This window comes from Tsukamurella paurometabola DSM 20162 (genome assembly GCF_000092225.1).
GTDB lineage: Bacteria > Actinomycetota > Actinomycetes > Mycobacteriales > Mycobacteriaceae > Tsukamurella > Tsukamurella paurometabola.
In genome coordinates, this window is sequence record NC_014158.1 from 2,163,168 (window position 1) to 2,182,500 (window position 19,333).

Genomic DNA, 19,333 nt, shown 5'->3' on the forward strand with positions numbered 1-19,333 from the left:
GATCTGACGGGGAAGGCGGGCCCGGCTGGAGGCCGGACCCGCCTTCACGCGTCTACGTCACACCGTCGGTCAGCTGTTGACCATGTTGCGCAGCACGTACTGCAGGATGCCGCCGTTGCGGTAGTAGTCCGCCTCACCGGGGGTGTCGATGCGCACGTCCGCGTCGAACTCGACCTTGGTGCCGTCGGTCTTGGTGGCCGTGACGTGCACCGTCTTCGGAGTCACACCGTTGTTCAGCTCGGTGATCCCCGCGATGTCGAAGGTCTCGGTGCCATCGAGGCCGAGGCTCTTCCAGGACTCGCCCTTGGGGAACTGCAGCGGAACCACGCCCATGCCGATGAGGTTCGAGCGATGGATGCGCTCGAAGGACTCGACGATGACCGCCTTGACGCCGAGGAGGCTGGTGCCCTTGGCCGCCCAGTCGCGCGAGCTGCCCGAGCCGTACTCCTTGCCGCCCAGGACGACCAGCGGGATGCCCGCGGCCTGGTAGTTCTGGCACGCGTCGTAGATGAACGACTGCGGGCCGCCCTCCTGGGTGAAGTCGCGGGTGTAGCCGCCCTGCGTGCCCTCGAGGCCGATGGTGTCCAGCACGCGGTTCTGCAGGCGGATGTTCGCGAACGTGCCGCGGATCATCACCTCGTGGTTACCGCGCCGGCTGCCCAGCGAGTTGTAGTCCTTGCGGGCCACACCGTGCGAGTCGAGGTACTGCGCGGCCGGGGTGCCGGGCTTGATCGGGCCGGCCGGGCTGATGTGGTCGGTGGTGACCGAATCGCCCAGCAGCGCCATGACACGAGCACCGGAGATGTCCGAGACGGGCTCGGGCTCCATGGTCATGCCGTCGAAGTACGGGGCCTTACGGACGTACGTCGAGTTCTCGTCCCACGCGAAGGTGTCACCCTCCGGGGTGTCCAGGTTCTGCCAGCGGTGATCGCCCGCGAACACGGTCTCGTAGGACTTGCGGAACATGTCCTGGTTGATGGCGTTCTTGATCGTGTCGTCGATCTCCTGCGCCGAGGGCCAGATGTCCTTGAGGTAGACGTCGTTGCCGTCGTGATCCTTGCCCAGCGAGTCGGTCTCGAAATCGAAGTCCATCGTGCCGGCCAGGCCGTAGGCGATGACCAGCGGCGGCGATGCCAGGTAGTTCATCTTCACGTCGGGGGAGATGCGGCCCTCGAAGTTGCGGTTGCCCGAGAGCACTGCCGTCACGGTGAGATCGTTGTCGTTGATCGCCTTGCTGATCTCATCGGGCAGCGGACCGGTGTTGCCGATGCACGTGGTGCAGCCGTAGCCGCCGAGGTAGTAACCGAGCTTCTCCAGGTACGGCCAGAGACCGGCCTTCTCGTAGTAGTCGGTGACGACCTGCGAGCCGGGAGCCATGTTGGTCTTCACCCAGGGCTTGGTGGTCAGGCCCTTCTCGACCGCGTTCCGGGCGAGCAGGGCGGCACCGAGCATGACCGACGGGTTCGAGGTGTTGGTGCAGGACGTGATGCCCGCGACCGCGACGGCGCCGTGGTCGAGCACGAAGGTGCCGCGCTCACCGGTCACGGTGACCGGCTTGGAAGGACGGCCCTCGGCGCCGTTGGCGGCCGACTGGACGTTGACGGCACCGTCGTCCGCGAACGAGAGCGCAGCCGGGTCCGACGCCGGGAAGGACTCCTCGACGGCCTCGTCGAGCTGGGTGTGCGTTGCCGGATGCTGCTCCTCCACGTAGTTGTGGATGTCCTTGCGGAAGGCGACCTTCGACTCGCTGAGCAGGATGCGGTCCTGCGGCCGCTTCGGGCCGGCGATCGACGGGACGACGCTGCTCAGGTCCAGCTCCAGGTACTCGGAGTAGGCCGGCTCATGCTCCGGGTCGTGCCACATGCCCTGCTCCTTGGCGTACGCCTCGACCAGCGCGAGCTGCTGGTCGGTGCGGCCGGTCAGGCGCAGGTAGTTGATGGTCTCGCCGTCGATCGGGAAGATCGCTGCGGTGGAGCCGAATTCGGGGCTCATGTTGCCCAAGGTGGCACGGTTGGCCAGCGGCACCTCGGCGACGCCCTTGCCGTAGAACTCGACGAACTTGCCGACCACGCCGTGCTGACGCAGCATGTCGGTCACCGTGAGCACCACGTCGGTAGCCGTGACGCCCGGCTGGATCTCGCCGGTGAGCTTGAAGCCGACGACGCGCGGAATGAGCATGGAGACCGGCTGGCCGAGCATCGCGGCCTCGGCCTCGATGCCGCCGACGCCCCAGCCCAGAACGCCCAGGCCGTTCTCCATCGTGGTGTGCGAGTCGGTGCCGACGCAGGTGTCGGGGTAGGCCTGGCCGTTGCGGGTCATGACGACCGGTGCCAGGTACTCGATGTTCACCTGGTGCACGATGCCCATGCCGGGTGGGACGACCTTGAAGTCGTCGAACGCGCCCTGACCCCAGCGCAGGAACTGGTAGCGCTCACCGTTGCGCTGGTACTCAAGGTCGACGTTGCGCTCGAGGGCGTCGGCACGGCCGAACACGTCCAGGATCACCGAGTGGTCGATGACCATATCGGCGGGGGAGAGCGGGTTGACCTTGTTCGGGTCGCCGCCCAGAGCGGTGACGGCCTCGCGCATGGTGGCGAGGTCGACGATGCAGGGCACGCCGGTGAAGTCCTGCATGATCACGCGTGCGGGGGTGAACTGGATCTCGACACTCGGCTCGGCCGAGGGGTCCCAGTTGGCCAGTGCATTGATGTGATCGGTGGTGATGTTCGCGCCGTCCTCGGTCCGCAGCAGGTTCTCTGCCAGGACCTTGAGGGCATAGGGGAGTTTCTCGGTGCCGGGTACGGCGCTGAGGCGGAAGATCTCGTACGACTGATCGCCTACCTCGAGCGTGCCGCGCGACGAGAAGGAATCGATGCTCTTGCTCACGTCAGCTCCACTCAACGTTGTGTGGTGTGCACCGACGGGCTGTGTCGGTGCGTGAAATCCATAATACAGTACGCTTGTCCTGTGAGATCGCGGGGGCCGACACTCGGCGGACGGTGCTCATTCTGCCTTGTCCGCGGGGTGCGCGGGGGCGTGTCGTAGCCTGAGGTCATGGGCCCCCTGCCGATTCTCACCGAAGTGCCGACCGACGTGGACATGACCGCGCTCAAGGCCGACCTCGCCGACGGCGGCGTGGCCATCCTCAACCCCGCGTACCAGGGGATGGAGTCTCAGGTGGCGGCCGTGGTCAAGGACGCCGAGGCCAAGGGGATCGAGAACTTCAAGGTGATCGTGCTGGCGCATGACTACCGGCCCGATACCTCGCTCCGCGATCTCGGAACCGAGCTCGCCAAGCAGGAGGGCGGCACGATGTCGGTGCTCGTGATGTCGCCGACTCAGGTGGCGGGATTCTCGACCGGTCAGCTCAGCCGGTATCAGATCGAGAAGGCGCAGGACGGTCACAAGCCGACCGGCCTGACGCTGAACAACCCGCCGGCGGCCGCCCGGGATTTCGTGGATATCGCCGATAACGCGACCTTCCCGTGGGCGGGCTTCACCGTGGCCCTGGTCCTGTTCGTCGCCGTGCTCGCAGGCGTAGCCCGGGTGATCACACGCAACCGTAGCCGCGAGGTGGATGCCGCCCGGCGCGCCGCAGGGCTCCGACCGGATCAGACTGACGCAGTCGATGATGTGTCCCATTCTTCGACCGCGCCATAGCGCATTCATTCGATAATTCCACCGCTGTAACTTCGCGGCCGGAGGGATACTGGCAATTCCTCTCGGTTAAATCATCGAAGCAGGTCAACTGCGTGCGGCTGGGCTCACATCAATGTAATTCAGGCTTTCGTGTTTTCTCTTGTTGCCAAAGTGTCGTACGGTACTCATGGAACTAATGTTGTGCGTGTTGTAAACGCGTACTCATTGGGCGTGAACGCAGACTGAGGAGACACCCTTGAGGCGTACGGCACACTCCGCCACCACCTTCGCCGTGCGGTCGCTCTTCGCGGCCGTCACCACGGGCTCGCTGGCCGTGGGCACCTTCGCTTCCGTGGCCGCCGAACCGGTCGGCGATGCGACCGCACCCGGCAACGTGGTCGCGGCGCTCGTGGACAAGATCGCGCAGGCCGATCAGAAGATCGCCAACCTTCGCGACGATGTCGCCACCAAGCGGCAATCGGTCAACCAGTCCGTCGTCGACCTGCAGTCCGCGCAGAACGCCGCCTCCGCGGCTGCGGGCGCGATCAAGGTCTCGGAGGGCGCCGTGGCACAGTCGGACACCCGGATCCAGGCGGCGCAGGAGAAATTCGACCAGATGGTGCGTGCCGCGTACCAGCAGGGCAACAACGCCGGCGCGCTGGTCAACACGCTCGGCGGAGAAGACCCCAACGCCACGCTCGAACGCGCGACCACCCTGCGGATCGTTGCGGATAAGCAGCGCGCGGCCCTCGGCGACCTCAAGGCCGCCAAGGCACGTGCCGAGGCGTCGCGCACCGCGGCTCGCGCCGCGAAGGTCCAGGCCGATGCGGCCACCGCCGCTGCGGCCGACCGCAAGAAGGCAGCCGAAGACTCGATCACCACCGCTGTCGCTTCGCTGAACACCCAGGAGCAGGAGCAGGCGACGCTCACGGCGCAGCGGGAACTCGCGCAGAAGGCGCTCGACTCCGCCAAACGCGCCGACGACCGCGCCGAGCAGCAGCGGGTGTACGCGCAGTACGTCGTCGACGAGCAGCAGACCCAGACGGTGACCGCTCCCGGTGCAGCTGCCGTGCCGACCGTTCCTGGTGCGGCACCCGCTGCCGGGTCCGCGACCCCCGCCGGTGGCGCCACTGTCAATACCGCCGATCCGCTGGCCGGGGCACGCACGTTCGCCCAGAACCTGGTCAACCAGGCGACGTCGATGTTCGGCATCACTGCGGCCGCAGCGCAGCCCGCCGCGGCGACCGCATCGACGGCCCAGCCCGCACAGCCCGCCGTGCCCGCGCCGTCCCCGCAGGCCATCGCCAGCGCGGCGAACATGACCGGCGCTCAAGCGATCGATGCCGTCATCGCCCGCGGCATGTCCGTCATCGGCGTGCAGTACGCCTGGGGTGGCGGCAACGCCTGGGGTGCCACCCGGGGAGTCCGCGACGGCGGCGTCGCCGACAGCTTCGGCGACTACAACCGCATCGGATTCGATTGCTCGGGCTTCACCGCCTACGCCTTCGCGGCCGTCGGTATCGCCCTGCCCAAGTACTCGGGGTACCAGTACACCACCGGCAAGCAGTACCCGATCAGCCAGATCAAGCGCGGCGATATGGTCTTCCGCGGCCCCGGCGGCACCCAGCACGTTGCGATCTACCTCGGCAACAATCAGATCCTGGAATCGCCGCAGTCCGGCGGCGCGGTCCGCGTGGCACCCTTCGACGCCTCGACGTTCCTGTCCACCGTCGTCCGCGTCATCAACAGCTGACGCGCGACGCGCCGGTCCCACCGGATTCGTCCGAGGATTGCGTACCCTCGGATGACGAGCCCGGAGCGGGCTGTCGACATGGTCCGCAACAGGGCCGGGGGACGAGACGACGAAGGGGACTTGCGTGACTCACTCTCAGGGGCGCGACACCGCATCGAGCGATGAGGTCAAGCTGCTGGAGCGGGCGGTCTACGAGGTCAAGCGAGTGATCGTTGGCCAGGACCAGCTCGTGGAGCGGATCCTGGTCGGCATGCTCGCGAAGGGCCACGTCCTGCTCGAGGGCGTGCCGGGCGTCGCCAAGACGCTCGCGGTGGAGACGTTCGCGACGGTGGTCGGCGGGTCGTTCTCGCGCATCCAGTTCACCCCCGACCTGGTGCCGTCCGACCTCGTCGGTACTCGCATCTACCGGCAGGGCAAGGAACAGTTCGACACGGAGATCGGCCCGGTGTCGGCGAACTTCCTGCTCGCCGACGAGATCAACCGCGCGCCCGCCAAGGTGCAGTCCGCCCTGCTCGAGGTGATGGCCGAACGCAAGGTGTCGATCGGTGGCCAGACCTTCCCGATGCCCGACCCCTTCCTCGTGCTGGCCACGCAGAACCCGATCGAGAACGAGGGTGTGTATCCGCTGCCCGAGGCGCAGCGCGACCGGTTCCTGTTCAAGGTGGTCGTGGGCTATCCCTCCGTCGAGGAGGAGCGCGAGATCGTCTATCGCATGGGCACCACGCCGCCCACCGCCTCGCAGGTGCTCGACCCGGCGACGATCATCCGGCTGCAACGCGCGGCCAGCGAGGTCTTCGTGCATCACGCCCTCGTCGACTACGTGGTGCGGGTGATCGCCGCGACCCGAACCCCCCGCGAGTTCGGACTCGACGACGTCGCCTCCTGGATCACCTACGGCGCGTCACCGCGTGCCACCCTCGGCATCGTCGCCGCGGCTCGTGCCCTGGCGCTGTTGCGCGGCCGCGATTACGTGGTTCCGCAGGACGTCGTCGAGATCATCCCGGACGTGCTGCGCCACCGCCTGGTGATGAGCTACGACGCCCTGGCCGACGAGGTGACCGCCGATCAGGCCATCACCCGCGTACTGCAGACGGTCGCGCTCCCTCAGGTCGTGGGCCAGTCGGTGCCGCAACAAGCGGCGCCGACCTACCCGCAGCAGCCGGCGGTGCAGCAGCAGCCCGCCGCGCAGCAGGCGACCCACCCGCAGGGCTGATCCGTGTCCTCCGCCCCGCTCCCGAGCTTCGCCGGCGGCGAGGTCGACGAGACCCGCATGAAAGCGTCGCTCAAGACGCTCGAGCTGCTGGTCCGCCGCCGCCTCGACGGCGTCCTCAAGGGCGACCATCAGGGCCTGTTGCCCGGCCCCGGTTCCGAACCGGGCGAGTCCCGCCCGTACACGCCCGGCGACGACGTCCGGCTCATGGACTGGTCGGTCACCGCACGCACGACGCACCCGCACGTGCGACAGATGATCGCCGACCGCGAACTGCAGACCTGGATCGTGGTCGACCTGTCGGCGTCGATGGACTTCGGCTCCGTGAGCGGCACGAAGCGCGACCTCGCCGTCGCGGCGTCCGCGGCGGTCACCCACTTGGTGGCGGGGGCCGCCAACCGGGTCGGCTGCATCGTCACCAACGGATCCACCACACTGCGGGTGCAGCCCCGCGCCGGCCGCGCGCACCGGCAGCTGGTGCTGCGCACGATCGCCGGGGCCCCGCGCGCGATCGAGGGCACCCGCGGCGACCTGCGAGGAGCGCTGGACTCGCTGCGCCGCCCGGAACAGCCCCGCGGCCTGATCGTGGTGATCAGCGACTTCCTCGGCGACATCGACTACGTCCGTGAGCTGCGCGGCCTGGCCGCCAAGCACGAGGTCCTGGCCGTCGAAGTGCTCGACCCCCGCGATGTGGAGCTGCCCGATGTCGGGGAGATCGCGCTCCGCGACGCCGAGACGGGCGCGGTGCGCGAACTCACCGTGACCCCGGAGTTGCAGGCACGGTTCGCCGATGCTGCGCAGAAGCACCGTCAGGACGTGGCCCGCACGCTGCGCGGCGTCGGCGCGCCTGTGCTGGAACTGCGCACAGACCGCGATTGGCTCGCCGATATCGGGCGGTTCGTCGCCGCGCGCCGGCGCGGATTGGCGGGTGCTTCCTAGATGGGTGGATTGACCTCGCTCGCGAACCCGATCTGGCTGCTCGGCATCCTGCTCGTCGCCGCACTGCTCGCCGGTTACGTCTACAACGAACGCCGGAGACAGAAGCGGACACTGAAGTTCGCGAACACGTCGGTGCTCGACTCGGTGGCGCCGCCCGGCACGAACCGGTGGAAGCACGTCCCGATCGCACTGCTGGCGATCGGCCTGGTGCTGCTGATGGTCGCGCTGTCGGGGCCGCAGGCTATGCGGAAGGTGCCGCGTAATCGCGCCACCGTCGTGCTCGCGATCGACGTGTCGTTGTCGATGGAGGCCCGCGATGTGGAGCCCGACCGCCTCACCGCGGCCAAGGAGGCGGCCAAGAAGTTCGTGACCGAGCTGCCCAACGGTGTGAACCTCGGCATCGTCTCGTTCGCGGGCACGGCTTCTCTCCTGGTCTCGCCGACCCCCGACCGGACGCTCGCGCTCAACGCCGTCGACAAGCTCGAACTGGCGCAGCGCACCGCGACCGGCGAGGGGATCTACACCTCGATCCAGTCGATCAAGAACATCCGGGACGTGCTGGGAGGCGAGGACAACGCCCCACCCGCGCGGATCATCCTGGAATCGGACGGTAAGCAGACCGTGCCCACCGACCTCGACGACCCGCGGGGCGGATTCACCGCGGCGCGCAAGGCGAAGGAGGAGGGGATACCCATCTCCACCATCTCGTTCGGTACCACCAGCGGCAGCGTGAACATCGGCGGTCAGAACATCCCGGTCCCGGTGGACGACGCCTCACTGAAGCGGATCGCCGAATTGTCGGGCGGCCAGTTCTTCGCCGCCTCGTCGCTCAACGACCTCAATGAGGCGTACGGCAGCCTGCGCGACGAGATCGGCTGGGAGATGCAGAAGGGCGACAACTCGCGGATCTGGATGCTGTGGGGAACCCTGATCATCCTCGTGGGCGCGGCCGCCGCGGTGGGCATGAACCGACGCCTGCCGTGACCGCGCTGACACGCGGGTGGATCGACCGAGATTTCCCGGCGGGTGAGCGTGATTGCTAAGTTGGCAGCCATGTCGAACTCTTCTGACTTCACGCCCCGTTCCGTGCTCGTGACGGGTGGCAACCGCGGCATCGGCCTCGCTATCGCGCAGCGCCTCGCCGCCGACGGTCACAAGGTGGCCGTGACGCACCGCGGCTCGGGAGCACCCGAGGGGCTGTTCGGCGTGCAGTGCGACGTCACCGACACCGAGTCGGTCGACGCCGCCTTCAAGGCGGTGGCCGAGCACCAGGGCCCCGTCGAGGTGGTCGTCTCCAACGCCGGCGTCACCGACGACACGCTGGTCATGCGCATGAGCGTCGAGAGCTTCGAGAAGGTCATCAACGCCAACCTCACGGGTGCCTTCCGCGTCACCAAGGCCGCCACCCGCGACATGCTCAAGAACCGCTGGGGCCGCTTCATCTATCTCGGCTCGGTTGTCGGCCTCGCCGGCACCGGCGGCCAGGCCAACTACGCCTCGTCGAAGGCCGGCGTGATCGGCCTCGCCCGCTCAGTCACCCGGGAGATGGGCTCGCGCAACATCACGGCCAACGTGATCGCGCCGGGCCTCATCGATACCGATATGACTCGCGAGCTGCCGGCCGAGATGACCGAGCCGCTGATCAAGCAGGGCATCCCCGCAAAGCGGATCGGCCAGCCCGAGGAGGTCGCCGCGGTGGTCTCGTTCCTCGCCTCGGACGACTCCGCGTACGTGACCGGCAACGTCATCAACGTCGACGGTGGTCTGGGCATGGGCCACTAGGTCCACGAAACAACCAGCCCCGCACCCCGAATCATACGAAGGAGGCAGATCCGTGACCGGACTGCTCGAAGGTAAGACCATCCTGATCACCGGCATCATCACCGATGCCTCCATCGCCTTCTCGGCCGCCAAGGTGGCCCAGGAGCAGGGCGCCAAGGTGATCATCACCGGCATCCCGGACCGGCTCCGCCTGATCGACCGCATCGCCAAGCGCCTCCCGCAGGAGGTGCCCCCGGCGATCCCGCTCGACATCACCGACGAGGAGTATCTCGGCACCCTGGCGGACAAGATCCGCGAGCTCGCGCCCGAGGGCGTCGACGGTGTGCTTCACTCCATCGCGTTCGCGCCGCGCACCCTGATGGGTCCGGACGCGCTGCCCTTCCTGGAGGGCCCCGGCCCGGACGTCGCCAAGTCCTTCGAGATCTCCGCGTGGAGTTATGCTTCGCTGGCCCGCGCCGTGCTCCCCGTGATGAACGAGGGCGGCTCCATCGTGGGTATGGACTTCGATCCCCGTACCGCGCTGCCGGACTACAACTGGATGGGCGTGCAGAAGGCGGCCCTGGAGTCGGTCAACCGGTACGTCGCCCGCGAGGTCGGCTACGCCAAGAAGATCCGTTCCAACCTGGTCGCCGCCGGTCCGATCAAGACCCTTGCGGCGAAGGCGATCTCGGGCACCGCGACCGACGATGCCAAGAAGCTCAACATGCTCAACACCTATTGGGACGGCGCTTCGCCCATCGGCTGGAACGTCGACGACCCGGAGGTGGTGGGCAAGAGCGTGTGCGCGTTGCTGTCCGACTGGCTGCCCGGCACCACCGGATCCATCGTGTACGTCGACGGCGGCGCCAGCCACAACACCTGGTTCCCCGAGGACTTCATCAACGCGCAGTAAGCCGTGACGTACGACGCCCTCCTGGTGCTTTCGTTCGGAGGCCCGGAACATCCTGACCATGTGCGGCCGTTCCTGGAGAACGTCACGCGGGGTCGTGGCGTACCACCGGAACGACTGGACGCCGTCGAGCAGCACTACCTGCGGTTCGGCGGCGTCTCGCCGATCAATGCCCAGAACCGGGAACTGATCACCGCCGTCGAGGCGGAGCTCGGGCGCCGCGGTCACGCGCTTCCGGTGTACTTCGGGAATCGGAACTGGCACCCGATGGTCGAGGACACCGTCGCGCAGATGAAGGCCGATGGTGTACGGCGCGCCCTCGTGTTCGCCACCTCCGCGTGGGGCGGCTATTCGGGATGCCGGCAGTACGACGAGGACATCGCCCGGGCACTCGCCACGGTCGGTCCGGGAGCGCCGGAATTGACCAAGCTGCCGCAGTTCTCCGATCACGAGCTGTTTCTCGACTGCTTCGCCGATGCGGCGCAGGCGGCACTGGATCAGGTCCCGTTCGGGGCCCGGCTAGTGTTCACCGCGCACTCCATTCCGACTGCCGCCGACGAGGCGGCGGGGCCGCCAGGGACGTCGAATCTGTACTCGCGGCAGGTCCGTGATGCCGCCGCGAATGTGGCCGCCCGGATCGGCGCGGCGGAACACGATGTGGTGTGGCAGTCACGGTCGGGGCCGCCCCAGGTGCCCTGGCTCGAACCCGACATCTGTGACCACATCCAATCTCTCTGGGACGAGCGGATTCCCGGTGTTGCTGTGGTACCCATCGGTTTCGTCTCCGATCACCTCGAGGTGATCTGGGACCTGGACACCGAGGCCAAGGAATTGGCGGGGGAGTTGGGCATGCCCTTCGCCCGCGCCGCCACATGCAGTGCCGATCCTCGATTCGCGGACATGGTGGTGACGCTCATCGAGGACGCGATCGCCGGCCGGTCGGCGGGGCTCGGTGTCAGCGTCGACGGTGCACCGTGCGTGGTCGGCTGCTGCCCGGCGGTGCGGCGGCCCGTTCGCTCGTGATGGCCGGCTGTCGTGGGCTGGTCGTTCATCATCCGGCAGGACGCCGGTGTCAGAACGCCGTCCGCAATTCCTCTCGGCACACCGCGTTGACGGCGGCGACGCGGGCGGCGCGGACCGTGCGCCACAGGTCGCGGTAGGCGGCGTCGCCGCCCTGCGCCGAGGCCAGGGTGAGTCCGGCGTACGGGTTCTCCGCGCCGGCCACCAAGAGGATCGCCTCCACCATCCCCGCGCTGTCGAGCACCCGGTGCGCACGCTCCGAGGCGCCGCGCGGCAGCCGATGCGCGCCCAGGTACCGCGTCAGCTCCATCACCAGCCGGCGCGGATCGGCGGAAGCGTCCGGCGCCGGGGGCAGGCTCGCCAGGGCCGACGGTGCCTCGCGCACCGCGTCGCGCAGCGAGTGTTCGGCCGCACCCAGAGCGACCGGATCGGGGTCCACCAGTGGCGGAACGTGCTCGAATGCCTGCCAGCGCATCACGTCGCCGGCTTCGGGCGTGGGCACCAGCGCAATGGTCGCGTTCGCGCCGTCGAACAACACCAACTCACCACGGGCCATCGCCGCATCCTCCAGGTCGGTACCCGCGGGCAGGCCGCGGGCGTCCCCGGGAGCGGGGAGCAGTAGCCGGACGTCGTGCGGATCGAGCGCGCGGACCTCGGCCAGCAGATCCGGCAGATCGCCGTCGACGACGGATTGCACGGGCGCCCACTCGGCGAGCGCGGTGAGCACATCGTCGGTCCCGGCCGAACCGGCCAGCCACGCCGCCGACCACACCGCGAAGCCTTGCGCGGGCCCCGCGGTGGCGCGGCGGGCGAGTGTTGCCACGGTGGTCATGAGCATCAAGGGTAGGCCCGTTGTCCCGGACGGTCGACACGGGCGACCTCCGGCGATTCGGATCTAACGCGGACGCGTCGAGAAACCACGGGCCCGTCCTGCGCGATGCGGGTCGTCGTCTCGGCTACGGTTGAGCGCCGTGGCGAACAGCTATGGAGACATCTACGCCGGACACGCGGGCAAGCGCGCCCGCACCGTTCCCGAGGTACCCGCGGACCGTGATCTGGTCGTGGAAGACGCCGCGACCGGATTCTGCGGTGCCGTGGTCGGATTCGACAAGAGTTACGACGGCGACTTCGTCAAGCTCGAGGACGGCCGCGGTGCCGTCCGGTTGTTCGCGATGCGCAAGGCCGCCTTCCTCATCGACGGCGCGCCCGTCACGCTGGTGAAGCCGAGAGCGAAGGCACCGTCCGGGCCGCAGCGCAGCGCCTCCGGTTCGACCCGCGTCGAGAAAGTGACGGCGAAGGTCGCTCTGCCGAGCCGGATCTGGGTGGAGGGCATCCACGACGCGGCCATCGTCGAGCGGGTGTGGGGCCACGATCTCCGGGTCGAGGGTGTGGTCGTCGAACAGTTGGAAGGGCTTGACCATCTCGGCGCGCGACTCGCCGAGTTCGGTCCCGGTCCCGGGCGCCGGGTGGGCGTGCTTGCCGATCATCTGGTCGACGGTTCCAAGGAGTCCCGGATGACCCAGTCCCTCGGCAAGTACGTGATGGTGACCGGGCACCCGTTCATCGACATCTGGGCCGCGGTGAAGCCGGCTTCGGTGGGCATTGCGGCCTGGCCCGATGTGCCGCGGGGTGAGGACTGGAAGACGGGCACCTGCGCCCGGCTGGGCTGGGGCACACCGCAAGACGGCTGGCGCCGGGTTCAGGCCGCGGTCACGTCGTTCCGTGACCTCGATTCCTCATTGATCGGTGCCGTCGAACGTCTGGTGGATTTCGTCACCGAACCGGAGAACTGACCTCTCCGCGTCGATCTCGGATGCCGTTGGTCACGAAGACCCGGCCGAGAACCAAGAACATCAGGGTCCAGCCGATCAGGTTGGGCAGATTCCCCACAGTCTCTAACGCGCTGGCCGCGCCCTGCAGATCGCGCGGTGACTCGAGGCCGGCGTTGGACACGCCCGCCTCGATCAGCAATCTCTGGGCCTGGTCATAGTGTTCTCGGTTCTCGGTGCCGATCCGCGATACGGCCCTCGACGCCCAGAGCGCGGTGCCGGTCCCGGCGATGAGCGCCGCCCCGGCACCGAGCCGGGCGACGTGCTGCGCCACCCCCGGGCGATCGGGATCGTCGTCGCGCACGATGGCCTGTCCGGCGGCGATCGTGGCTAACGTCAGCACGACGACGGCGATTGCGGCCGCTATCACCCAGCGGTCGGACAGGTAGGTCTCGTACCTCGGCAGGGGCTCGTTCGCGTAACGGTCGGTGACGGCGGGCGGAAGCGTCGGCGCGTAACCGAACGCGTCGCGATTGCGCCTGCCGGTGTCGAGGACCTTGGCCAGCGCGAGTACTGCGTATACCGCGCACACCGCGGGGACGCCGATCAGCTCGCGCGGGCCCGGTGACACGGGCGCGGTCATCCGCTGCGGCGGCGACGAAGGGTTTCGGACCGTCACCGCGGCCGCCACCACGACGAGCGAACACGCCACGGGAAGCGTCACCGCCCACGTCGGGGGTCCGTACATCGTCTTCTCTGCTTCGGTGGCCCACACCAGTAGGCCGTTGCCGAAGACCGCGATGAGGAACCCCACGACGAGAAGGGAGCGCTGTGTCTCACGGAAACGCCCGAGTGCGTCGACCCGCCCCGGCCCGAGATACGCCACTGCGATCAACGCGAATACGACCCCGGTTGTGGCCTGGTCTCCCATGGTCTCCCTCAGCGCAATCGAATAGACTATTTGTAATCGTAAACCACGGTCGCGTTCCGGTCCTGCACCACGGGTGTTTCGGATTACGATCACCGGGTGGCCGCACCGCAGACCAGACCGGATACCCGCGCGCAGATCCTGCGTGCCGCCCTCGACTGGGTGGACGAGGCGGGGCTGACCCGGATCTCGATGGGCGCACTCGCCAAGCGGGCACGGCTTGCCCGGGCGACCCTGTACCAGCACTTCACCGGCAAGGAGGCGCTGGTCGATGCCGTGGTCGCCAGCGAGTTGGACAAGTTCTACAGCCGGATTCACGACTACGCCGACGGGATCGAGGACAATCGCGAGCGGCTCGCTGCCGGGTTCGCTTACGCCTACGCCTACCTGCGGGAGCACCGTGCGCTGCAGCGAGTCCTCGCGGTGAGCCCCAGCTTGCTCCTGCCGTACGTGCACGGCGATTCGCCCCAGATGCAACAGGGGCGGAAGTTCTTCCTGCGCGAGATCCGGCGCGGTGAATACCGCGACGGTGCCGATGTCGAAGCCTTCGCGGACTTCTTCGTACGACAGCTCCATTCGCTCTTGCTCACCCCGCTGGCGCCGGTCGCCGACGCGGTCGACGAGCCCGGACAGACCGGCCCGAGCTCGGCGAACCTGGAAGCAGGACGGCGCTACGCGGAGATGTTCGTGTTGCCCGCCAGGGCGCAATTCGCCGAGTAGGCGGGCCTGCAACCTGCTGATATAGACAGAATGCTGGACTCTGTCTGGCATTGATGTTACGTTCGCCGCATGACCGACACGACTCTGCCGGAACGCACCCGCGAGAACGTCGCCGACCGCCTGCTCGGCGGCTCCGTCAAACGCTCGTACGCGCCCGTCGTCGATATCGACTGGGATGCTCCGATCGATCCCGACAGGTACTTCCTGCCGCCCCACATGTGCACCCTGTACGGCACGCAGATCTGGGAGCAGATGACCGAGCAGCAGCGGATCGAGCTGTCCAAGCAGGAGATCACGAATCTGCTGTCGATGGGCATCTGGTTCGAGAATCTGCTCAACCGACTCCTGCTCCGCGAGTTGCTCTCCGCCGACCCCACCTCGCGTGATTCGTTCTACTCGCTGACCGAGATGGGCGACGAGTGTCGCCACATGGTGATGTTCGGCAAGGTGATCGATCGGATCGGCACCCGCCCGTTCCGGCTGCGTGGGTGGCAGCTCGCCGTGGTGAAGTACGCGCTGGCGCCAGTGATTCGCGGCCAGGCGGTGTGGATCGCGGCACTCGTGGGCGAGGAGATCTTCGACGCCCAACAGCGTCAGATCAAGGACGATCCCGAACTGCAGCCGATCGTGGCCCGCCTCATGCAGATCCACGTCACCGAGGAGGCACGGCACATCGGCTACGCCCGCGACGGCGCCCGCCGCGGTGTCGCCAGCCGCAGCCGAGCTCAAACTCTGCTCGTCGGGAACCTGCACGCACTCGCGGCCTTCGGTTTCCGCATGCTTTTCGCGAATCCGCGGATGTACGCACGCGTCGGTCTTGATGCCAAGGCCGCTTACCGTGCCGCCATCACGAATCCGCACCACCGCAAGGCCAAGCAGGAGGGCTTCCGCGACCTGGGCCGGTTCCTCGAATCGGTCGGTCTGATGGGGCCGATCGCGCGGTGGTCGTGGAAGAAGGCAGGATTCCTCGCGTGAGCGGCCCTCGTACCGCGATTCTCGCCGCATCGGCGGTACCCGGGGTGGACGGGACCGTCATCGCCCCCGCCGAGGTGACCTCGGCGCGATTTCATCAGGATCGCGACGCGTGGTCACTGACGACGGCCTCCGGCTCCTCCGATTACGACGTGATCGTGCTGGCCGATGCCGGACTGCGGATCGACGTTCCCACTCTGGATCCACGGGTCGCTCCGCCGCTCTCGGTGGGGCCTGACAATGCCGACCGTGCATACCTGGGCATGCTGATCGACGGTGTCCCGAATCTGGTCCTGCTCGCAGGAGCGCCGCAACGGAAGGCGCAGATCGCGACGCTGCAGACCTGGCTGCGATGGGCGTACGCAGAACAGGCGACTCGTCTGATGTCGCGGCCACCGGTCACCGCCCGGTGGATCGGCAAGGGTCGCCGCAATCCAGCGAAACCGGACCGCGATGCGGTCGACCTGTCGAACGAGCACATCCGCGACGAGGGCGTCTACGCCGGCGAAGCGGTGCTCCGATCCGGCGATTACGAGGCCACCTCACCGGTGCGCCTGGCCGGACACCTCGAACCTCTTGACGGCAACTACCACTGGTACGGCACCGTCGACGATCTGGAGATCGGTGCGGCACTGAAGAAGATGCCCCGCGGCAGCGTCACCGTGGCGGTGGGCGACGGCGACGGCAGCCCTGCGCTGGTCACCGATAAGACCGTCTGGGGTACCTACCGGCTCGTCGGAGTCGGTGCCCCGCCTTTCCCGCTGTAGTCCGGCATCACAGGGGCGGCGGATCCCGTCGGCGATGATCGGATACTCCGCTCCGGGTGACACCGCCGATGTCCGACTTCTGGCAGGATCGGAGGTATGGCAGCGGCGCTGTGGCTCATCGGAGCGGTCCTGCTGGCCGTTGCGGAGACGGCGGCCGGCGAATTCACGCTGCTCATGCTCGGCGGCGGCGCGCTCATCACTGCCGGCGCCACCGGGCTCTTCACGCTTCCGCTCTGGGCACAGGGAGTGGTGTTCGCCGTCTCGTCGGTGCTGTTGCTCGTGCTCGCCAGGCCGCCGCTGCGCCGATACGTCGAGGCCAGGCGGGCCGATGCGCCGTCGTATCTGGAATCGTTGCCCGGCATGAAGGCCGTGGTCTCGGCCGAGGTCACCGGCGGGGGAGGCCGAGTGCTGGTCGGAGGTGAGGAGTGGTCGGCTCGGACACCCTACGACGGTGCGCCGATCCCCGCCGGAGTCGAGGTGACGATCGTCGAAATCGACGGTGCCGTCGCCATCGTCGTGGACAGCTGACGCCGGGACCACCCGGTACGAAAGGAAGACAATGGAAATCGGCATCGCCGTACTCGTCCTCTTGATCATCGCCGCGGCATTCATCCTGTTCAAATCGCTCGTCCTGGTGCCGCAGGCCCAGGCCGCCGTCATCGAGCGCCTAGGCCGGTACACCCGAACCGTGTCCGGACAACTGGCTCTGCTGATCCCGTTCATCGACACCGTGCGTGCGCGGGTCGATCTGCGCGAGCAGGTGGTGTCCTTCCCGCCACAACCGGTGATCACGCAGGACAATCTGACGGTTCAGATCGATACCGTCGTCTACTTCCAGGTGACCCGGCCGGAAGCCGCGGTCTACGAGATCAGCAACTACGTGGTCGGTGTCGAGCAGATCACCACCACCACGTTGCGCAATGTGGTGGGCGGGATGACGCTCGAGGAGACCCTCACCTCGCGTGAGAAGATCAACGGCCAGCTCCGCGGCGTGCTCGACGAAGCGACATCGCGCTGGGGCCTGCGGGTGGCGCGGGTGGAGCTCAAGTCCATCTTCCCGCCGCCGACCATCCAGGAGTCGATGGAGAAGCAGATGAAGGCGGACCGCGAGAAGCGGGCCACCATCCTCTCCGCCGAGGGACACCGGGAAGCGGCGATCAAGTCGGCCGAGGGTGATAAGGCGAGCCGGATCCTGCTCGCCGAGGGCGAGCGTCAGGCGGCGATTCTCGCCGCCGAGGCCGACCGGCAGGCCGAGATCCTCCGTGCGGAGGGCCGCCGGGCCGCCTCCTATTTGGAGGCGCAGGGCGAGGCGAAGGCCATCGAGACCACGTTCTCCGCTATCAAATCGGGCCGCCCCACCCCGGAATTGCTTGCCTACCAATACCTGCAGACTCTCCCCGAGATGGCGCAGGGCGATGCGAACAAGGTGTGGGTGGTGCCGAGCGATTTCAACGCGGCGCTGCAGGGGTTCATGCGCAACCTGGGCACGCAGGGGGCCGACGGCGTCTTCCGATTCGAACCGACCGAAGAGCCGCAGCCCGCGGCACGCGATCGGATCGATACCGAAGGCTGGTTCGACAATCCTGAGCCGGTCGCGCCCGTCGTGGTCACCGAGCAGGCACCCGACCCGCTCAGCGCGCCCCGCACCCCGAACGTGACACCCGAACCGATGACCGCGCCGCTTCCCGTGACGCCGGCGCAGCCCTCGCCGTATCAGGTGCAGCAGCCCGGCTACCCCGCGAATGAGCCGCACGAAGAGGCTTGACCTACCTGCTGATCGCCACTGCGACCCCGGCGCATCCCGCAGCCCAGAGCACCGACACGAAGGTGCCGATGATGAACTGCTCTGCGGCGCCGGGGTTTCGCAGTTCGGGGTAACGGGCGAGCCCCTTCGCCGCAACGATCACGGCCAGACCCGCCGCGAAATTGGCCAGAATGCACACGGCGATCGCGGCGCGCTCGAGAATCCCTATCGCCAGTCCACCGCGCAGTGGTTCCTCGACGGTCTCGCCGTTCTCCGCGGCCGGGGACTCGTCGGTCTCGGGCGCCGCCGCGCTGACCGGCACGCTCTCGTCCGCCCGCCCGTTCGCCCCCGCGAGCGCGAACGTCGCGGTCACCAGGACACTGCCGCCGGCCATGGCGGCGATGACCGCGGCCACCCGCACCGCGGCCAACCCGAATCCCGTGGTCGCGGGGGCGGCCAGCGCCAGGATTGCGGCGGCGGCGAGGAGGAGCAGGGGCACGGTGGCGCGGATCAGCCCGGCCTTGCCATCTGTGCCCGCGCGGGCCGCGACCACGCCCGCCGCCGCTGCGATGAGGAGCACCACGATCACCGCGGCGGTCACGATGCCGCCTGCGCTGCGGTATCGGCGGCACCGAGCAATTCGACGGCCAGCTCCCTCGCGGCGGGTTCCACCGACCAGCCGGCCGCCGCCGCGCGCTGCGACGCGGCCTGTCGCGAGACGCCGAGCTCCGCAGCCGCCGCCGTGATCGACATCCCCGTGTTCAGCAATGCCGTCACCTCCTGTCCCTCCCGTGATCTGCGGCCCACGATAAGGCCGAGCACCGACAGAATCGCTTGCGCCCGGGCGGCGGCGACATCATCGTCGGCGCGGACCTGCACGGGCACGGCCGTTCCCTTGGCCGCCTCGACCGCGTCGCGTGCCGCCTCGAAGGCGCGGCCCCGCCCGGCCCGGGTCTGTGAGGGGAGTGGCGTCTCGACCGGACCGACCCCGATGCCGATGCTCCAGTGCCCGTCGGTGAGCAGTGCGAGGGCTGCGTCGACGGCGACTGCAGGGTCGTCCGCGACGGCCTGCAATTCGTCGCCCGCCGTGCGGTCGGGTGGGCGCAGCCAGGCGAGCGACGCTAGTAGCGATCGTGCCGCCTCGACCCGATCGGAATCGGTACGACTACGACGTTGATCTGCGGTGACCACGAACATGAAG

19 protein-coding genes are annotated in these 19,333 nt (G+C 68.1%); 14 read left to right on the top strand and 5 right to left on the bottom strand.

Going from position 1 to position 19,333, the window contains the following annotated elements; all coding sequences use genetic code 11:
• Positions 1 to 69: 69 nt before the first annotated feature.
• Positions 70 to 2,886, bottom strand: coding sequence for an aconitate hydratase AcnA (gene acnA / locus TPAU_RS10395; protein ID WP_013126709.1), 2,817 nt, complete (start codon positions 2,884 to 2,886; stop codon positions 70 to 72).
• A 168-nt stretch (positions 2,887 to 3,054) separates the two neighbouring features.
• Between acnA and TPAU_RS10400 the strand changes: the two genes are divergently transcribed.
• The 8 genes from TPAU_RS10400 (at position 3,055) to TPAU_RS10435 (ending at position 11,235) form a co-directional block, all read left to right on the top strand.
• Complete coding sequence (locus TPAU_RS10400; RefSeq protein ID WP_013126710.1) at positions 3,055 to 3,660, top strand: Rv1476 family membrane protein; 606 nt, start codon at positions 3,055 to 3,057, stop codon at positions 3,658 to 3,660.
• 235 nt (positions 3,661 to 3,895) lie between these two features.
• A complete protein-coding gene (locus tag TPAU_RS10405; RefSeq protein ID WP_013126711.1) occupies positions 3,896 to 5,392 on the top strand; it encodes an NlpC/P60 family protein in 1,497 nt (498 codons plus the stop codon).
• Between the two features lie 124 nt (positions 5,393 to 5,516).
• Complete coding sequence (locus TPAU_RS10410) at positions 5,517 to 6,605, top strand: AAA family ATPase (protein ID WP_013126712.1); 1,089 nt, start codon at positions 5,517 to 5,519, stop codon at positions 6,603 to 6,605.
• Positions 6,606 to 6,662: 57 nt separating this feature from the next.
• Positions 6,663 to 7,541 carry a DUF58 domain-containing protein gene (locus tag TPAU_RS10415; protein WP_083773935.1) on the top strand — a complete coding sequence of 293 codons (879 nt, stop codon included), beginning with the start codon at positions 6,663 to 6,665 and terminating at the stop codon, positions 7,539 to 7,541.
• The gene (locus TPAU_RS10420; protein WP_013126714.1) at positions 7,542 to 8,525 is read left to right on the top strand and encodes a VWA domain-containing protein; all 984 of its coding nucleotides are present in this window, start codon (positions 7,542 to 7,544) and stop codon (positions 8,523 to 8,525) included.
• A gap of 69 nt (positions 8,526 to 8,594) precedes the next feature.
• Positions 8,595 to 9,323: a 3-oxoacyl-ACP reductase FabG1 gene (fabG1, locus tag TPAU_RS10425; RefSeq protein ID WP_041944379.1), complete on the top strand. Its 729-nt coding sequence runs from the start codon at positions 8,595 to 8,597 to the stop codon at positions 9,321 to 9,323.
• A gap of 52 nt (positions 9,324 to 9,375) precedes the next feature.
• Positions 9,376 to 10,215 (top strand): NADH-dependent enoyl-ACP reductase InhA, encoded by an 840-nt coding sequence (gene inhA / locus TPAU_RS10430; RefSeq protein ID WP_013126716.1) that lies wholly within the window; start codon positions 9,376 to 9,378, stop codon positions 10,213 to 10,215.
• Positions 10,216 to 10,218: 3 nt separating this feature from the next.
• Positions 10,219 to 11,235: a ferrochelatase gene (locus tag TPAU_RS10435; protein WP_013126717.1), complete on the top strand. Its 1,017-nt coding sequence runs from the start codon at positions 10,219 to 10,221 to the stop codon at positions 11,233 to 11,235.
• 49 nt (positions 11,236 to 11,284) lie between these two features.
• Here TPAU_RS10435 and TPAU_RS10440 read toward each other — a convergent pair whose 3' ends face one another.
• Positions 11,285 to 12,064: a hypothetical protein gene (locus TPAU_RS10440; protein ID WP_115329607.1), complete on the bottom strand. Its 780-nt coding sequence runs from the start codon at positions 12,062 to 12,064 to the stop codon at positions 11,285 to 11,287.
• Between the two features lie 139 nt (positions 12,065 to 12,203).
• On the opposite strand from TPAU_RS10440, the gene TPAU_RS10445 reads away from it, so the two are divergent.
• The gene (locus TPAU_RS10445; protein WP_013126719.1) at positions 12,204 to 13,025 is read left to right on the top strand and encodes a DUF3097 domain-containing protein; all 822 of its coding nucleotides are present in this window, start codon (positions 12,204 to 12,206) and stop codon (positions 13,023 to 13,025) included.
• Here TPAU_RS10445 and TPAU_RS10450 read toward each other — a convergent pair.
• Positions 13,006 to 13,932 carry a hypothetical protein gene (locus tag TPAU_RS10450; protein ID WP_013126720.1) on the bottom strand — a complete coding sequence of 309 codons (927 nt, stop codon included), beginning with the start codon at positions 13,930 to 13,932 and terminating at the stop codon, positions 13,006 to 13,008. The genes TPAU_RS10445 and TPAU_RS10450 overlap by 20 nt on opposite strands.
• 96 nt (positions 13,933 to 14,028) lie before the next feature.
• Between TPAU_RS10450 and TPAU_RS10455 the strand changes: the two genes are divergently transcribed.
• The 5 genes from TPAU_RS10455 (at position 14,029) to TPAU_RS10475 (ending at position 18,153) form a co-directional block, all read left to right on the top strand.
• Complete coding sequence (locus TPAU_RS10455; RefSeq protein ID WP_013126721.1) at positions 14,029 to 14,649, top strand: TetR/AcrR family transcriptional regulator; 621 nt, start codon at positions 14,029 to 14,031, stop codon at positions 14,647 to 14,649.
• A 69-nt stretch (positions 14,650 to 14,718) separates the two neighbouring features.
• Positions 14,719 to 15,624 (top strand): AurF N-oxygenase family protein, encoded by a 906-nt coding sequence (locus tag TPAU_RS10460; protein ID WP_013126722.1) that lies wholly within the window; start codon positions 14,719 to 14,721, stop codon positions 15,622 to 15,624.
• Positions 15,621 to 16,388 carry a DUF4873 domain-containing protein gene (locus TPAU_RS10465; RefSeq protein WP_013126723.1) on the top strand — a complete coding sequence of 256 codons (768 nt, stop codon included), beginning with the start codon at positions 15,621 to 15,623 and terminating at the stop codon, positions 16,386 to 16,388. Before TPAU_RS10460 ends, TPAU_RS10465 begins: the two co-directional genes overlap by 4 nt.
• A gap of 96 nt (positions 16,389 to 16,484) precedes the next feature.
• Complete coding sequence (locus tag TPAU_RS10470; RefSeq protein ID WP_013126724.1) at positions 16,485 to 16,916, top strand: NfeD family protein; 432 nt, start codon at positions 16,485 to 16,487, stop codon at positions 16,914 to 16,916.
• A 31-nt stretch (positions 16,917 to 16,947) separates the two neighbouring features.
• Positions 16,948 to 18,153 (top strand): SPFH domain-containing protein, encoded by a 1,206-nt coding sequence (locus TPAU_RS10475; RefSeq protein WP_013126725.1) that lies wholly within the window; start codon positions 16,948 to 16,950, stop codon positions 18,151 to 18,153.
• A 1-nt stretch (position 18,154) separates the two neighbouring features.
• Here the strand turns inward: TPAU_RS10475 and TPAU_RS10480 are convergent, their stop codons facing one another.
• Entirely contained in the window at positions 18,155 to 18,733 is a 579-nt protein-coding gene (locus TPAU_RS10480; protein WP_013126726.1) for a hypothetical protein, read from the bottom strand.
• Positions 18,730 to 19,329 carry a hypothetical protein gene (locus TPAU_RS10485; RefSeq protein ID WP_013126727.1) on the bottom strand — a complete coding sequence of 200 codons (600 nt, stop codon included), beginning with the start codon at positions 19,327 to 19,329 and terminating at the stop codon, positions 18,730 to 18,732. The genes TPAU_RS10480 and TPAU_RS10485 overlap by 4 nt, the downstream gene beginning before the upstream one ends.
• Positions 19,330 to 19,333: the final 4 nt, after the last annotated feature.

Coding starts and splice junctions, on each gene's coding strand:
- TPAU_RS10400 (WP_013126710.1), top strand. CDS start 3,055: ATGGGCCCCCTGCCGATTCTCACCGAAGTGCCGACCGACGTGGACATG.
- TPAU_RS10415 (WP_083773935.1), top strand. CDS start 6,663: ATGAAAGCGTCGCTCAAGACGCTCGAGCTGCTGGTCCGCCGCCGCCTC.
- TPAU_RS10420 (WP_013126714.1), top strand. CDS start 7,542: ATGGGTGGATTGACCTCGCTCGCGAACCCGATCTGGCTGCTCGGCATC.
- fabG1 (WP_041944379.1), top strand. CDS start 8,595: ATGTCGAACTCTTCTGACTTCACGCCCCGTTCCGTGCTCGTGACGGGT.
- TPAU_RS10440 (WP_115329607.1), bottom strand. CDS start 12,064: ATGACCACCGTGGCAACACTCGCCCGCCGCGCCACCGCGGGGCCCGCG.
- TPAU_RS10450 (WP_013126720.1), bottom strand. CDS start 13,932: ATGGGAGACCAGGCCACAACCGGGGTCGTATTCGCGTTGATCGCAGTG.
- TPAU_RS10460 (WP_013126722.1), top strand. CDS start 14,719: ATGACCGACACGACTCTGCCGGAACGCACCCGCGAGAACGTCGCCGAC.
- TPAU_RS10470 (WP_013126724.1), top strand. CDS start 16,485: ATGGCAGCGGCGCTGTGGCTCATCGGAGCGGTCCTGCTGGCCGTTGCG.
- TPAU_RS10475 (WP_013126725.1), top strand. CDS start 16,948: ATGGAAATCGGCATCGCCGTACTCGTCCTCTTGATCATCGCCGCGGCA.
- TPAU_RS10485 (WP_013126727.1), bottom strand. CDS start 19,329: ATGTTCGTGGTCACCGCAGATCAACGTCGTAGTCGTACCGATTCCGAT.